This window comes from Variovorax boronicumulans (genome assembly GCF_030812215.1).
Taxonomy (GTDB): domain Bacteria; phylum Pseudomonadota; class Gammaproteobacteria; order Burkholderiales; family Burkholderiaceae_C; genus Variovorax; species Variovorax boronicumulans_C.
Genome location: NZ_JAUSSG010000001.1, coordinates 590,055 through 603,517, shown reverse-complemented (window position 1 = coordinate 603,517; position 13,463 = coordinate 590,055). Strand labels below are relative to the sequence as shown.

The 13,463-nt window shown below is 66.4% G+C and carries 15 protein-coding genes; 12 read left to right on the top strand and 3 right to left on the bottom strand.

Features of this window, described 5'->3' with window-relative positions:
* Nucleotides 1–108: 108 nt before the first annotated feature.
* Nucleotides 109–756, top strand: coding sequence for a hypothetical protein (locus tag J2W23_RS02780; RefSeq protein WP_307647598.1), 648 nt, complete (start codon nucleotides 109–111; stop codon nucleotides 754–756).
* Between the two features lie 255 nt (nucleotides 757–1,011).
* On the opposite strand, the gene J2W23_RS02775 is transcribed toward J2W23_RS02780, so the two are convergent.
* Entirely contained in the window at nucleotides 1,012–1,695 is a 684-nt protein-coding gene (locus J2W23_RS02775) for a class I SAM-dependent methyltransferase (RefSeq protein ID WP_307647597.1), read from the bottom strand.
* A gap of 338 nt (nucleotides 1,696–2,033) precedes the next feature.
* Between J2W23_RS02775 and J2W23_RS02770 the strand changes: the two genes are divergently transcribed.
* The 6 genes from J2W23_RS02770 to J2W23_RS02745 all read left to right on the top strand — a co-directional run bounded on the left by J2W23_RS02770 (nucleotide 2,034) and on the right by J2W23_RS02745 (nucleotide 4,673).
* Nucleotides 2,034–2,267: a hypothetical protein gene (locus tag J2W23_RS02770; protein ID WP_307647596.1), complete on the top strand. Its 234-nt coding sequence runs from the start codon at nucleotides 2,034–2,036 to the stop codon at nucleotides 2,265–2,267.
* Complete coding sequence (locus J2W23_RS02765; protein ID WP_307647595.1) at nucleotides 2,264–2,542, top strand: hypothetical protein; 279 nt, start codon at nucleotides 2,264–2,266, stop codon at nucleotides 2,540–2,542. The genes J2W23_RS02770 and J2W23_RS02765 overlap by 4 nt, the downstream gene beginning before the upstream one ends.
* Before the next feature lie 242 nt (nucleotides 2,543–2,784).
* A complete protein-coding gene (locus J2W23_RS02760; RefSeq protein ID WP_307647594.1) occupies nucleotides 2,785–3,099 on the top strand; it encodes a hypothetical protein in 315 nt (104 codons plus the stop codon).
* Between the two features lie 124 nt (nucleotides 3,100–3,223).
* Nucleotides 3,224–3,802: a hypothetical protein gene (locus tag J2W23_RS02755; RefSeq protein WP_307647593.1), complete on the top strand. Its 579-nt coding sequence runs from the start codon at nucleotides 3,224–3,226 to the stop codon at nucleotides 3,800–3,802.
* 15 nt (nucleotides 3,803–3,817) lie between these two features.
* Nucleotides 3,818–4,276 carry a helix-turn-helix transcriptional regulator gene (locus J2W23_RS02750; RefSeq protein WP_307647592.1) on the top strand — a complete coding sequence of 153 codons (459 nt, stop codon included), beginning with the start codon at nucleotides 3,818–3,820 and terminating at the stop codon, nucleotides 4,274–4,276.
* A 10-nt stretch (nucleotides 4,277–4,286) separates the two neighbouring features.
* Nucleotides 4,287–4,673: a VOC family protein gene (locus J2W23_RS02745; RefSeq protein WP_307647591.1), complete on the top strand. Its 387-nt coding sequence runs from the start codon at nucleotides 4,287–4,289 to the stop codon at nucleotides 4,671–4,673.
* A 29-nt stretch (nucleotides 4,674–4,702) separates the two neighbouring features.
* On the opposite strand, the gene J2W23_RS02740 is transcribed toward J2W23_RS02745, so the two are convergent.
* Nucleotides 4,703–5,680: a Bug family tripartite tricarboxylate transporter substrate binding protein gene (locus tag J2W23_RS02740; RefSeq protein ID WP_307647590.1), complete on the bottom strand. Its 978-nt coding sequence runs from the start codon at nucleotides 5,678–5,680 to the stop codon at nucleotides 4,703–4,705.
* Between the two features lie 226 nt (nucleotides 5,681–5,906).
* Between J2W23_RS02740 and J2W23_RS02735 the strand changes: the two genes are divergently transcribed.
* The 5 genes from J2W23_RS02735 to J2W23_RS02715 all read left to right on the top strand — a co-directional run bounded on the left by J2W23_RS02735 (nucleotide 5,907) and on the right by J2W23_RS02715 (nucleotide 10,482).
* Nucleotides 5,907–7,208, top strand: a complete 1,302-nt coding sequence (locus tag J2W23_RS02735; protein ID WP_307647589.1) for a UDP-N-acetylglucosamine 1-carboxyvinyltransferase — start codon at nucleotides 5,907–5,909, stop codon at nucleotides 7,206–7,208.
* A 133-nt stretch (nucleotides 7,209–7,341) separates the two neighbouring features.
* Nucleotides 7,342–8,394 carry an NAD(P)H-dependent flavin oxidoreductase gene (locus J2W23_RS02730; protein ID WP_307647588.1) on the top strand — a complete coding sequence of 351 codons (1,053 nt, stop codon included), beginning with the start codon at nucleotides 7,342–7,344 and terminating at the stop codon, nucleotides 8,392–8,394.
* 12 nt (nucleotides 8,395–8,406) lie between these two features.
* Entirely contained in the window at nucleotides 8,407–9,084 is a 678-nt protein-coding gene (locus J2W23_RS02725) for an alpha/beta hydrolase (protein ID WP_307647587.1), read from the top strand.
* Nucleotides 9,085–9,209: 125 nt separating this feature from the next.
* A complete protein-coding gene (locus tag J2W23_RS02720) occupies nucleotides 9,210–10,124 on the top strand; it encodes a DUF3014 domain-containing protein (protein ID WP_176658249.1) in 915 nt (304 codons plus the stop codon).
* Between the two features lie 109 nt (nucleotides 10,125–10,233).
* Nucleotides 10,234–10,482: a hypothetical protein gene (locus J2W23_RS02715; protein ID WP_307647586.1), complete on the top strand. Its 249-nt coding sequence runs from the start codon at nucleotides 10,234–10,236 to the stop codon at nucleotides 10,480–10,482.
* 30 nt (nucleotides 10,483–10,512) lie between these two features.
* Here J2W23_RS02715 and gcvP read toward each other — a convergent pair whose 3' ends face one another.
* Nucleotides 10,513–13,428, bottom strand: a complete 2,916-nt coding sequence (gcvP, locus tag J2W23_RS02710) for an aminomethyl-transferring glycine dehydrogenase (protein WP_307647585.1) — start codon at nucleotides 13,426–13,428, stop codon at nucleotides 10,513–10,515.
* Nucleotides 13,429–13,463 lie beyond the last annotated feature (35 nt).

The following is a 13,463-nucleotide window of genomic DNA, read 5'->3' as shown; positions in this document are numbered from 1 at the left end:
GGGATGGCCCGCGGCACCTGCAAAAGCGTGTGTGCACCGACGCCGTGCGAATCGACAATGCGCCTTCAGGCCATCTCATCCGTCTCGCTCTGCGAAAGCCGCATCCCCATGTTCTTCTCGCGCAAACCGAAGCAGCCTCCTTCAAGGCAGGTGCAGCTCCACGAATACCTCGACCTGCTCGAGGGAGGCACGGAGGATCACGCCGCAAGCGACGCCGTCAAGCGCAATGCCGTGGAACTGGCGGGCAGCCTTCGCGAATCGCTGCGATTGACGGCGTGGACTGCACCCGAGCTCGCGCGGGTTTTCGTGCGTCGCGCCAAGGCGCACGATGCGCTGCTGGTGCATGTGCCGCTGGACCTGCCCGATTGCTTCTTCATCGCCATCGTCAGGCACGGCGCATCGACCGCGCAGGAGCATCTTCTTTTCGATATCGGCGCGGAGTACCAGTTGCCCATGCTGGAAAGCCCCGACTTCGGTGTGTCGGAGCCGGCGAACGAGGCCAACATCCGCCACTGGATTCCGAGGCTGCAAGACAATTCGGCCGCATTCGCGATCATCGAATTGCGCGGCGGAACGTACATGCAGCTGTATGCCGACGCGAAGGGCTTTCACCTGGAGCACCAACTGGTCGCCGCGGGCGCGCACTACCGCAGCGCCGAGCCCGTCGGTGTCGATGAGGCCATCGACACCGTGGTGTCCTATGCATGCGGCAAATACGAGTGGGCCTACAAGCGCTGGGAGCGGCTCGAACTGTAGGCGGAGTGGGCTGCCTCGCTTTCTCGTTCAATCATCGATGGCAGCGGCCCAAAACCATGGCCATTGATAACGAAGTTTCCGAGGTCCCGGTAATCAAGGACGAAGAGGCGCAACGCCAGACCCCACCGCCGCCATCGTCGCCCGCACCCCCGTGGTGATCGAGGTCTGGGGCATCGGCGCAAAGTACGGCGAGTGATTGAACGGCAGCGGCTTGCCTCCCGGCTGCTGCGATTCCGCCAGGTCCCATCACGCCGCTCAGGCTTGCGCCACCCAGCCCCTGAACGCCATGCCGGCGTAGAACAGGCGCACGTTCGAGAAGCCGGCTTCTCGAAGCAACTCCTCCTCTTGTTCCGGGCCGAGCAGCGGCAGGGTCGAGCCGATGGTGGATGCCGCCTTGCGCGCGTTCTCCGGTTCGACGCCCGAAGCGATGGCGAAAGCCGCATACCGCGACAGCCACAGCGCCCGCTCTTCCTCCGCCTGGGGAAAACTGAGATGCGCCGTGACAAAAGGCGCACCGGGTTTCAGGCGGCGATGGATTTCCTTCAGCGTCGATCTTCTCTCTGCGAGGGGCACGAAGTGCATCGTCAGGAGACAGGTCGCGGCATCGAACGGGCCGGTGGGCGCCGTGTCGGTATAGCCCAGATGCAACCGGGCGCGCGCGGCAAGCGGGCCGAGCGCCGCCGCTGCCAGATCGAGCATGGGTTGCGATGGATCGACGCCGACGAATTGCCATTTCGGATGCGCTTCTGCCAGCGCCTTCAATTCCATGCCGCCGCCGGCGCCGATGACCAGCACGTTGGCCGACTCGGGCGCGCGCTCTGCGACGAGCAAGGCAGCCATCGTCTGCAGGTCGTGCAGGCCGGGAACGATGCGAGCGGTCTTTTCGGCGTAGTCGCGGAGGGCGGATGCGTCGCTGAAAGGGGTGTTGGGTTGGGGCATGAGGACAGTCTATGGGGGCGGGCGAGAGGGCGCCTTGTGCACGGGTTGCCGCCGGGGCCGCAGGGGTGGCGTCCATGTGTCCGCATGGAAGCGGGTCAGACAGGAGGCTGCTGTCGCAGCCGCACACAATCAAGATGACTTCGCCGGACAGATGCGGTTCTCGTTCATTTGCTGCACCTGGCTATTTGTTTTTCTTTGTTAGCCATCGGGAACATTGTTTGAAGATGAACGAGTTCAGGCAATCGATCGAATCTTCTTATCAATGTGCAATTCATCACGCCTGAAATTTCCGAGGAAGAAAGCTGCCCTAGACTTTGCAGCCTTGCTCGCCGGGCTCCATGAATCAAAAGATCAAGATCACGCAAGCCGTCGGGCTGGCCCTCACTTTCCTTGGTGCACTCGCCGCTTTTCTTTTTTGGGCCGCCAACGGGCGAGCTCAAGAAAGAGCGCGTCACTCCGGGGCGTTGTGCAGCCTCTGCTGTATCGACAACACAGGGCAAGAAAAAGCCCGCACGGGGCGGGCACAGGTCAATCAGGAGGAAGCGATTCAGGCCAGCTTCACGGCACCGTGATCATCGCAATGATCCCCGTGTGGGTGATGAAGGTGACCGTCAACCAGGTAGTCGATGTGATCGCCATGCGGCACGGCTTCGTGGCCGCAGTCGGGACCATGAACATGTCCTGCCTCATGCCCCTCGCAGCGATGGTTCGGCGTGCATTGATCGGGATTCGCGACCGTTACTTCAAGGGTGTGTTCGTCAACGTGGCCGTTGTGCATGTGGTGCAAATGGCCGTCATGCAGATAGTCGACATGGTCACCATGCGTGATGGCCGTGTGGCCGCATGACGGTCCATGCTGGTGAGCGTGTTCTCCGGGGTGTTGTGAGCAGATGGTCATTTGGTTTTCCCTGTTTGGATTGAGTGCGTTCGCGGAATCGCGCGCAAAGGAATTAAAAACCCTGGAGCCGCTTCAGAGTCAAGCAGCGATTTCTACTATCAACAGGTTTCGCTGTCTGGCCGCCCGGCCAATGCGTGCGATAAGGAATGGAATACAGGGCGGCGGTGATCGCGGGTTTGTGAGTTGCGCACATGATTGTTAACAGTGCCCTTGCCAGCACCAAGGCCGCCACTGAGATCTTGGCCAATCGGCTTGGTTGCACAGCCAGTGAAGTGTTGTCGAGCCAAGGCTTGCAGCACCCGGCAGTTTTTGATGCAAAGGGAGCCGTCGCCGAAAAACTCAAGGCGGCAGGCGCGCGAAGGGCTGCGTCGGGCAAGGCGTTGACGTTTCCCTCCTGGTCGAGGCTTCACGCGGTGCTTGAAGCGATCCTGAAAGAACTTGATGAATTTCCGGACACGCCATCCTCTGATCATCAGCCCACCGCGCCAAGGCAAGCCAATTCATGAGCTCAGCGGTGGTGTACGGATTCCCGAGGTAAGGTCAGGGCGCTGGTTTCAATTGACCGACCGCGCCGACGTCAGCCTCGTCACTCACCTCCATACAGCGATCCCTTCTTCAAGGACAGTACCAATGCGTTTTCACGAATCTATCTTGCGAGCCCTGACAACACGTGCGACAAAGCTTGCCATTTGGGTCATACCTCTCGCGCTGCTGGGCTGTGCGGCGCCGTACCGCGAGCCAGCGACTGGTCCCAAGGCTTCCATCAGGTTTATCAACGACGGGAAGGACAAGATGTCCGCCCACTTTCACGAAGGTGCAGCGGAGTGCACAAACAGAACCAGCACGGGTTTGATTGAACCGAAATCGTCACGCTCGTTCGCAGTGCCGGCAGAAAAGGAAGTTGTGTTGACCACTGGCATGGACCCAGGAGATCGCATGCTCATCTCCATGGCGGTGGGCGGTGCTGTGGGAGCGGCCTTGGCACCCTCATTCAAAGGATGCACCCCGACCATTGAGTTCATCCCTGAAGCGGGAATGTCCTACGTGTTTCGCATGAACTCGGATGGGAATGACTGCACCCACCAGCTCTACGCGGTATCTCCTTCAGCTCAAGGACCCGATGAAGTGCGGCCGGTTCAGTTTGTTCCCCGCGAGTGGATTCGTGCGTTCGGAGAATCGGGACCTTGGTGCAAGAAGAAAAATGGCTAGCCTGTCGATTCACCCATGATCACCCCCGATCTCCTGCGCCGCATGTGCCACGCCCGCAGCCGCCTCCAGTTCGAACTGGAGCCACCGGCCAGCGTGGCGAAGCTGGCGCGCGAGGCGGGCTTGTCGACTTCGCACTTCATCACCCAGTTCAACGCGCTCTTCGGCGAAACGCCTTTGCAGTGCCGCACACGCGCCCGCCTGCAGCGCGCGAGCGAATGGCTGCTGGCCAGCGACGAGCCGGCCACGCAGATCGGCCTCGCACTGGGCTTCGACAACGTGGGGAGTTTTTCGCGCCTCTTCACCCGGCACTTCGGCATGCCGCCGCGCGTGTACCGGCGCACGGCGAAGCGCTTCGTCGCGCCGCTGGGCTGCGTCGCGCTCATGAACGAGGCCCATGCGAGCGACCTCAATTTCAGCGAAGTCGCGCCCGGTCGCGTGGTGCAGGATGGCGGCTCCGCACCTCCTCACCACTGACCCGACCACCATGCGCATCAACCTCACCAGCCTCTTCGTCGACGACCAGGACAAGGCCCTGGCCTTCTACACGCAGGTCCTGGGCTTCGTGAAAAGCCAGGAGATACCGATGGGCCGCTACAAGTGGCTCTCGGTGAAGTCACCCGAAGGCGGCGATACCGAACTCTCGCTCGAACCCAATGCCAACCCCGCGGCGCTCGCGTACCAGCAGGCGCTGATGAGCCAGGGCATCCCCGCGACAGCGTTCGAGTGCGACGACATCGATGCGGAGGCGAAGCGCCTGCGGGAGCAGGGCGTGCGCTTCACGATGGACCCGTCCGACGCGGGCGCGGTCAGGCTGGCGATCTTCGCGGACACCTGCGGCAACCTGATCCAGATCTACCAGCACCGCAAGTAGAGGGGAGTGCAGGCAGCGTCCGCGCCTGCTTACTGCGGCACCAGCCCCGCCGCCTTCACCAGGTCCGCGTGAATCCGTGTTTCCTCCGCGATGACTTGCCCCAGCGGCTTGGCATCGTCGGGCGAGGGCTCCATGCCTACCTCCAGCAACCTCGCTTTTGCATCGCCCCGCAGCAGCGCCTTCACCGACTTGTCGAGCCGCTCCAGGATCGGCCGCGGCGTCTTCGCCGGGGCCAGCAGGCCGATCCACGCCGACAGCACCACGCCGTCGACGCCGCCTTCGCGCAGCGTCGGAATCTCGGGCGCCGACACGGCGCGTTTGTCGCTCAGCACGCCGACCGGATGCAGCTTGCCGCCCCGGATGTGCGGCAGCGCTTCCGGGAGCGGGGCGAACACCATGTCCACGACGCCGCCGATGAGGTCGGTGATTGCCGGCGCGCCGCCCTTGTAGGGAATGTGCAGCAGCCGCGCGCCGGTGCGGCTCTCGAACATGAGGCCCGCCAGGTGCTGCGGGCTGCCGTCGCCCGAGGACGCGTAGGTCAGCTTGCCGGGGTTGGCCTTCGCCGCGGCCAGCACGTCGGCGACGGTGCCAAAGCGCGACTTGTCGCGCACCACCAGCACCATGGCCTGGTTGACCAGCTTGGTGACGGGCGCGAAGTCGGTTTCCGGGTTGTAGGGCAGCGTCTTGAAGATGCTCTTGTTGGTGGTGAGGAACGAGGCGGGCGAGACCATGAGCGTGTAGCCGTCGGGCGCCGCGCGCGAGACCAGCGGCGTGCCGATCTGGCCGGAAGCGCCGGCCTTGTTGTCCACCACGAAGGGCTGGCCGAGGTCGGCCGCGAGTTGCTGGCTCACCAGCCGCGCGACCATGTCCACGCTGCCGCCGGCCGGCAACGCGACGATGACCTTGACGGGGCGGCTGGGGTAGGCGTCCTGCGCCAGGGCGGGCGTGGACACGGAGAGGGTGGCGATGGCGGCAAGCGCTGCGAAAAGGGATCGGGTGATGGGCATGTGGCGGCTCGTTTCGTTGTGCGGGCATCCTGCAGGTTTCGTGCCGAGTCGGCTTCGAGCGCGCTGCGCCGCCGGATTCGGACCCGCCCGCATCCGGGGCGCCCGGCAAGTTCTTACAACTCCCTGGCCGTGGGAGCCATCTGCGGACGGTAAAGTCCCGTCACCCGGTTGCGGACGGTCCGCGACTTCTCCTTCGATCCCCCTCGTTTCCGTTCTCCGCACCTTCATGTCCAACCTCATCGTGCACGGCGGCACGCCGCTTCGCGGCCGCATCACCCCTTCCGCCAACAAGAACGCCGTGCTGCCGGTGCTCTGCGCCACCTTGCTCACCAACGAGCCGCTGCGGCTGCTCGGCGTGCCCGACATCACCGACGTGCGCAAGATCCTGGACATCTTCCGAACCCTCGGCAGCGATGTGCAGATGGACCACGCCACCGGCACGCTCGCGCTGCATCATCGCGAAACCGCGTTCGACGCCGCGCTGCACCGCCTCCCCGAAGAGATGCGCTCGTCGATCATGCTGGTGCCGCCGCTGCTTGCGCGCTTCGGCGTGGCGCGGCTGGAAGACAACGTCAAGGGCTGCACGCTGGGCGTGCGCGAGATCGATCCGCATGTGGAGGTGTTCCAGCGCTTCGGCGGCCAGGTGGAGCGCACCGAAGGCTCGCTGCTCGTGCGCAGCGCCGGGCGCCTCACGCCCACCGACCACTGGCTGGACTACGCCTCGGTCACCACCACCGAGAACTTCGTGCTGTGCGCCGCCGCCGCGGACGGTACCTCCACGCTCACCAACGCCGCCTCGGAGCCGCATGTGCAGGAGTTCTGCCGCTTCATGGCGATGATCGGCGTGCGCATCGAGGGCATCGGCACCTCGCGCGTGACGGTGCACGGTGGCGGCGCGCTCACCGGCGGCGAGTTCCGCTTCGACGAAGACTTCCACGAGATCACGACCTTTCTCGCGCTCGGCGCCATCACCGACGGCGACGTGATCGTGCGCAACAGCGCGCCGGCCAACTTTCCGCTGCTGGACCGCACCTTCGCGAAATTCGGCGTGCGCATCGAGCATGCGGACGGCTGGTCGCGCGCCATCCGCACCGGGCCGCTGAAGGTGCAGACGCCGTTCACGAGCAACGTGCTCACCAAGGTCGAGGCGGCGCCGTGGCCCTACTTCCCGGTGGACCTGCTGCCGATCTTCATTGCGCTGGGCGTGCGCGCACAGGGCAACGCGATGTTCTGGAACAAGGTGTACGACGGCGCGCTGGGCTGGACCGGCGAACTCTCCAAGTTCGGCGCACACGTGTTCTCGTCGGACCCGCACCGGCTCATCACCTTCGGCGGCAATCCGCTGACGCCGGCGGTGGTCGAGAGCCCCTACATCATCCGCGTGGCGATCGCGCTCTTCATGGTGGCGGCGAGCATCGAAGGGCGCTCGGAAATCCGCAACGCGACGCCGATCCGCCGCGCGCATCCGCGCTTCGTGGAGAACCTGCGCAGCCTGGGCGTGCAGGTGGAGTGGACGAGCGAGGAGTAAGGCGCGCGCTGCGCTTCGACAGGCTCTGCGCGAACCACAACCCGGTGCAGGCGCCCCGCGATGACCCTGTCGCCGCACCGCCCTCCGGCTTGCCAGGACAATGGCCGGCATTCGACTTCGAAGGAACCTCCGAATGACCACGCTGCAGCAACTCCTCGGCACCGAACTTCCCCTCATCCAGGCGCCGATGGCCGGCATCCAGGTCAGCGCCATGGCCATCGCGGTGAGCAACGCGGGCGGACTCGGCTCGCTGCCGTGCGCCATGCTGGGCCCCGAGGCCCTGCGCAGCGAGCTCGCCGCCATCCGCGCCGGCACCGACAAGCCCTTCAACGTCAACTTCTTCTGCCACACGCCGCCCGTGCCGAGCCCCGAGCACGAGGCCACGTGGCGCGCCGCGCTCGCGCCGTACTACGCGGAGTACGGCATCGATGCGGCGAGCATCCCGACCGGCCCCGGCCGCAACCCTTTCAGCGCCGAGGTGGCCGACCTGCTGGCCGAGTTCAAGCCGCCGGTGGTGAGCTTTCATTTCGGGTTGCCGTCCGCCGAGCTGCTGGCGCGGGTGCGTGGCTGGGGCGCGAAGGTGCTGGCCTCGGCCACGACAGTCGAGGAGGCGCTGTGGCTCGAAGCGCATGGGGCCGATGCGGTCATCGCGCAGGGGCTCGAGGCGGGCGGGCACCGTGGCCACTTTCTCTCGCATGACCTCACCAGGCAACTGGGCACCTTCGCACTGCTGCCGCAACTGGTGCGCGCGCTGAAGGTGCCGGTGATCGCGGCCGGCGGCATCGCCGATGCGAACGGCGTGGCCGCAGCCATGGCGCTGGGCGCCGCGGGCGTGCAGGTCGGCACCGCCTACATGCTGACGCCCGAGGCCACGACCAGCGCGATCCACCGCGTAGCGCTCAAGAGCGAAGCCGCCCGCCACACCGCGCTCACCAATCTCTTCACCGGCCGGCCGGCACGGGGCATCGTCAACCGCGTGATGCGCGAGCTGGGGCCCATCGGCGCAGCCGCACCCGAGTTTCCGCTCGCCACCTCGGGCATCGCACCGCTGCGCGCCAAGGCCGAGGCGCAGGGCAGCGGCGACTTTTCTCCACTGTGGTCGGGGCAGAACGCCACCGGCTGCCGCGAGGTGCCGGCGGCCGAAGTGACCCGCGCGCTGGCCCGAGGTTTTCAGGCATCCCGCTGATTCACTCCATTCATGACCCAACTTCATCTGCCCCTCAAATTTCTCGAACACAGCGCGGAGGCCAGCGTCCGCGAGCCGTGGCTGCTGGTGCTGATGCACGGCGTCGGCAGCAACGAGCAGGACCTGTTCGGCCTCGCGCGGCTGATGCCGCCGCAGTTCCATGTGCTGAGCCTGCGCGCGCCGTACGTGCTGTCGCCCGATGCCTATGCGTGGTTCGAGTTCGAGGTGCTGCCCGATGGCGGGCGCCGCATCGATGAAGAGCAGGAACGAGAGAGCCGCTTCCTCGTCGGCGAGATGATCGACTCGGCCGCGCAGCAGCTGGGCGTGCCGCCCGAGCGCATCGTGGTGGGCGGCTTCAGCCAGGGCGGGATCATGGCGCTGTCGTTGCTGCTCACGCAGCCCGCGAAGTTGCGCGCCGCGATGGTGTGGCACAGCCGGCTGCTTGCGCAGGTGGTGCCGCACATCGCGCCGCCCGAGGCCTTCGAGGGCAAGGCGCTGTGGGTGAGCCATGGCAGCGCCGACAACGTGATTCCACCGGCCGCCGCGGCGGCCACGCGCGAGCTGGCGCGCACGCTGCCGCTGGCGTTGTCGGGCTCTGACTTTCCGGGCGCGCACGAGATCCGGCCGGCCGAGCTGCAGGGCACGATCGCGTGGCTGCAGTCGCTGAGCGCACCGGCCAGCGCCGCCTGAGTTGTCGCCGCGAAGGCGGTTGCGTCACAAGGCGTTACGAGCTTGTGGCGTGACGCGGTGCCGATTGATGCAACATCGACCGGTCTCCTGCATCACACAGCCTTCAGCAAAAGGAAAGTGCCGCCATGACCGACAACGACTCCCCCGGCTCCAGGGACGACGCCCCCGACTTCAGGCCCCGCCGCGAAACGCCGATCGGCATGATCGTCGTCATCGGCCTCGTGGTGCTGGTGGCCGCATTCTTCGGCTGGCGCTGGTTCCAGCAACAGCAGAAGCCGCCCGAGCCCACGCCGGTGGCCACCGCGCCGAACGACGGACCCACGACGCCGCCCGCCGCCGCCGAACCCACGGGCCCTCAGAACCCCGTCGAAGCGCTCGCGCCGCCCGATGCCGCGTTGCCGGCGCTCGCGGAATCCGATTCGCGCGTGATGAAGGCGCTGGCCGAACTCCTCGGCGGCAAGAACGCTTCCGAATACCTGCGCTCCGACGGCATCGTGCGGCGCTTCGTCGCCACGGTCGACAACCTCGCGCGCGAACAGGCGCCCGCCAGCGCGTGGCCGGTGCAGCCCACGGGGCAGCGCTTCATCACCGACGGGCCGCAGGGCGGCACGCAGACCATCGCGGCGAACAACGCGGCGCGCTACAACGGCATCGTGCTGCTCGCCGAAACGGTCGATCCGGCCAAGGCGGCGACGGTGTACGCCAAGCTCTATCCGCTGTTCCAGAAGGCGTATGAAGAGCTCGGCTTTCCGGGGCGGTATTTCAACGACCGGCTCATCGCGGTGATCGACCACCTCTTGCAAGCGCCCGAGCCCAGCGGCCCGGTGCAGGTGCGGCTGGTCGAGGTGAAGGGCGACGTGCCTTCGACGCGGCCGTGGGTGCGCTACGAATACGTCGATCCGAAGCTGGAGGCGATGTCCTCGGGCCAGAAGATCATGGTGCGCATGGGCCCCGAGAACGAGCGCAAGGTGAAGGCCAGCCTGCGCGGTTTCCGCCAGCAGATCGCCACGGGCGAGCTGGCGAAGAAGAAGCAGCCCTGAACGCCGAGTGATCGATCGGGTTTGATCCGGCGCGCCGCGTAGGCGCGGACCGATTGCGCGGGGCACCGGGGCCGGGGACCATTTGTTCTCAAATTACGAGGACAAGCCTATGAACCCGATGAGCGTCGACCTCTACCAGAGTGCCACCGATCCGGAGAAATTCCTCGCGCTGCCCGCGGGCGTCGATCCCGCGGAGCTGATGGGCCCGATGACCTTCGACCGGGACTTCGCGCGCATCAAGCGATACCAGGAGGGCTTCGAATTCAATCCCACCGAGACCTACGCGGGCGTGAATGCCGCGAAGATCGCGGCGGACATCCTCACCGTGAAGTGGGCGATGTACCGCCGCGAAGGCTGATACGGACAGGGCGCCGCGGCGCCCGCGCGTTCAGGCCCGCGCCGCTTCGGTTTCTTCGTACTCGCCCACCGGCACGCAGCTGCAGAACAGGTTGCGGTCGCCGTACACGTTGTCCACGCGGCCGATCGGCGGCCAGTACTTGGCCAGCTTGAGTTCGGCCAACGGGAACGCGCCGAGTTCGCGCGAGTAGGGGTGCGCCCATTCGGTGCCCAGCAGGCTGGCCGCGGTGTGCGGTGCGTGCTTGAGCGGGTTGTCTTCCCTGGGCCACACGCCTTCTTCGATGCGGCGGATTTCGCCGCGGATCGCGATCATCGCGTCGATGAAGCGGTCGAGCTCGGCCAGCGGCTCGCTCTCGGTGGGCTCCACCATCAGCGTGCCGGGCACGGGGAAGCTCAGCGTGGGGGCGTGGAAGCCGTAGTCGATGAGGCGCTTGGCCACGTCTTCGGCGGTGACGCCGCTGGTGTCTTTCAGCGGGCGCAGGTCCAGGATGCACTCGTGCGCGACGTGGCCATTGGGGCTCGCGTACAGCGTGGGGTAGTGGTCCTTCAGGCGCGCGCTGATGTAGTTGGCGCTCAGGATGGCCGTTTCGGTCGCGGCCTGCAGGCCCTTGGCGCCCATCATGCGGCAGTACATCCAGCTGATCGGCAGCACGGCCGCGTTGCCCAGCGGCGCTGCGGAAACAGCTCCGACGCCGTTCGACGCCACACCGGCCGTCGCATGGCCCGGCAGGTACGGCACGAGGTCTTCGACCACGCACACCGGGCCCACGCCCGGGCCGCCGCCCCCGTGCGGGATACAGAAGGTCTTGTGCAGGTTCAGGTGGCTCACGTCGCCGCCGAACTCGCCGGGCGCGGCCACGCCGACCAGCGCGTTCATGTTGGCGCCGTCCACGTACACGCGGCCGCCGTGTTCGTGCACCAGTTCGCAGAGTTCCTTCACGCGCGTCTCGAACACGCCGTGCGTGCTGGGGTAGGTGATCATCACCGCGGCCAGCTTGTCGCTGTGCTTCTCGCAGGCGCGCTTCAGGTCGTCCATGTCGACGTTGCCTTGCGCATCGCAGGCCGTCACCACCACCTGCAGGCCCACCATCTGCGCGCTCGCGGGGTTGGTGCCGTGGGCCGACGACGGAATCAGGCAGATGTTGCGGTGGCCCTGACCCTTGGCTTCATGGAAGGACTTGATGGCCAGCAGGCCCGCGTACTCGCCCTGCGAGCCCGCGTTGGGCTGCAGGCTGATGCCCGCGTAGCCGGTCGCTTCGCACAGCCACGCGCGCAGTTGCGCGTCGAGCTGCGCATAGCCCAGCTGCTGCTCGGCGGGCGCGAAGGGGTGGATGTTCGCGAACTCGGGCCAGGTGATGGGGATCATCTCGCTGGTCGCGTTGAGCTTCATCGTGCAGCTGCCCAGCGGGATCATGCTGCGGTCGAGTGCGAGATCCTTGTCCGAGAGGCTGCGGATGTAGCGCAGCATCGCGGTCTCGCTCTTGTGCGTGTTGAACACCGGGTGCGTGAGGAAGGCGCTGGTGCGGCGCAGGTCTTCGGGAATCAGCGGCGTGGTGTTGGCGGCCAGGTCGTCGAAGCGCGGCATCGGCGTGCCGGCGGGCACGAACAGGGCCCACAGGGTTTCGATGTCGGCGCGCGTGGTGGTCTCGTCCAGCGAGATGCCCAGGTGCTGTTGCAGCCGCTGGCGCAGATTGACACCGCCAGCCTGCGCGCGCTCGATGATCGCGGCGGTGTCGTCGCCGGTGCGGATCGTGAGCGAGTCGAACGCGGTGGTGTTGACCGGCTCGCGACCCATCTGCGACAGGCCCTTCGAGAGGATGGCGGTGAGCGCCGCCACGCGCTGCGCGATGCGGGTGAGCCCGTCGGGCCCGTGGTACACGGCGTACATGCTGGCCACGACGGCCGGCAGCACCTGCGCGGTACAGATGTTGGAGGTGGCCTTCTCGCGGCGGATGTGCTGCTCGCGCGTCTGCAGCGCGAGGCGATACGCGGGCTGGCCGTGCGAATCGACGCTCACGCCGACCAAGCGGCCCGGCAGCGAGCGCTTGAACGAATCGCGGCAGGCCAGGTACGCGGCGTGCGGGCCGCCGTTGCACAGCGGCATGCCGAAGCGCTGGGTGGTGCCGCAGACGATGTCGGCGTCCCATTCGCCGGGAGGCGCGAGCAGCGTCAACGCGAGCAGGTCGGCCGCCACGCAGAACGCGGCATCGCATTGATGGGCGTGGCCCGCGAGCGGGCGCAGGTCGTGCACGTGGCCGGTGGTGGCGGGGTACTGCGCGAGCACGCCGAAGAATTCGCCGCTCACCATGAGGTGCGGCAGCGTCTCGGAAGCGGTGCTCACCTTGACTTCGATGCCCAGCGGCGCGGCGCGCGTCTTGATGACCTCGATGGTCTGCGGATGGCAGTCGCCGGAGACCAGGAACACGTTGCTCTTGCTCTTGACGCTGCGCTTGGCGAGCGTCATCGCCTCGGCCGCGGCCGTGGCTTCATCGAGCATCGACGCGTTGGCGATGGCCATGCCCGTGAGGTCGCACACCATCGTCTGGAAGTTGAGCAAGGCCTCCATGCGGCCCTGCGAAATCTCGGCCTGGTAGGGCGTGTAGGCGGTGTACCAGGCGGGGTTCTCCAGCACGTTGCGCAAGATGACGCCCGGCGTGTGCGTGCCGTAGTAGCCCTGGCCGATGAAGCTCTTGAACACCTTGTTCTTCGACGCCATCGCCTTCAGCTCGGCCAGCGCCTCGGCCTCGGTCACCGGGGCCGGCAGGCGCATCGGTTTCGCGCGGCGGATGGCCGCGGGCACGATGCCGTCGATGAGCTCCGCCCGCGTTTCCGAGCCGATCACCGGCAGCATGCGCGCCTCGTCCGCCGCATCGATGCCGATGTGGCGGGCGAGGAATTCTTCGGCGTTCTCTAGTTCTTGCAAAGAGGGAAGGGCGGGAATCGGCATGGCGTGATGGATCAGCGTAGAAAAGAAGAAGGACT

Excerpts from the sequence above, each read along its gene's own strand:
- J2W23_RS02760 (WP_307647594.1), top strand. The coding sequence starts at position 2,785 with ATGATTGTTAACAGTGCCCTTGCCAGCACCAAGGCCGCCACTGAGATC.
- J2W23_RS02745 (WP_307647591.1), top strand. The coding sequence starts at position 4,287 with ATGCGCATCAACCTCACCAGCCTCTTCGTCGACGACCAGGACAAGGCC.
- J2W23_RS02775 (WP_307647597.1), bottom strand. The coding sequence starts at position 1,695 with ATGCCCCAACCCAACACCCCTTTCAGCGACGCATCCGCCCTCCGCGAC.
- J2W23_RS02755 (WP_307647593.1), top strand. The coding sequence starts at position 3,224 with ATGCGTTTTCACGAATCTATCTTGCGAGCCCTGACAACACGTGCGACA.
- J2W23_RS02780 (WP_307647598.1), top strand. The coding sequence starts at position 109 with ATGTTCTTCTCGCGCAAACCGAAGCAGCCTCCTTCAAGGCAGGTGCAG.
- J2W23_RS02770 (WP_307647596.1), top strand. The coding sequence starts at position 2,034 with ATGAATCAAAAGATCAAGATCACGCAAGCCGTCGGGCTGGCCCTCACT.
- J2W23_RS02735 (WP_307647589.1), top strand. The coding sequence starts at position 5,907 with ATGTCCAACCTCATCGTGCACGGCGGCACGCCGCTTCGCGGCCGCATC.
- J2W23_RS02725 (WP_307647587.1), top strand. The coding sequence starts at position 8,407 with ATGACCCAACTTCATCTGCCCCTCAAATTTCTCGAACACAGCGCGGAG.
- J2W23_RS02730 (WP_307647588.1), top strand. The coding sequence starts at position 7,342 with ATGACCACGCTGCAGCAACTCCTCGGCACCGAACTTCCCCTCATCCAG.
- J2W23_RS02715 (WP_307647586.1), top strand. The coding sequence starts at position 10,234 with ATGAACCCGATGAGCGTCGACCTCTACCAGAGTGCCACCGATCCGGAG.
- J2W23_RS02750 (WP_307647592.1), top strand. The coding sequence starts at position 3,818 with ATGATCACCCCCGATCTCCTGCGCCGCATGTGCCACGCCCGCAGCCGC.
- J2W23_RS02740 (WP_307647590.1), bottom strand. The coding sequence starts at position 5,680 with ATGCCCATCACCCGATCCCTTTTCGCAGCGCTTGCCGCCATCGCCACC.
- J2W23_RS02720 (WP_176658249.1), top strand. The coding sequence starts at position 9,210 with ATGACCGACAACGACTCCCCCGGCTCCAGGGACGACGCCCCCGACTTC.
- gcvP (WP_307647585.1), bottom strand. The coding sequence starts at position 13,428 with ATGCCGATTCCCGCCCTTCCCTCTTTGCAAGAACTAGAGAACGCCGAA.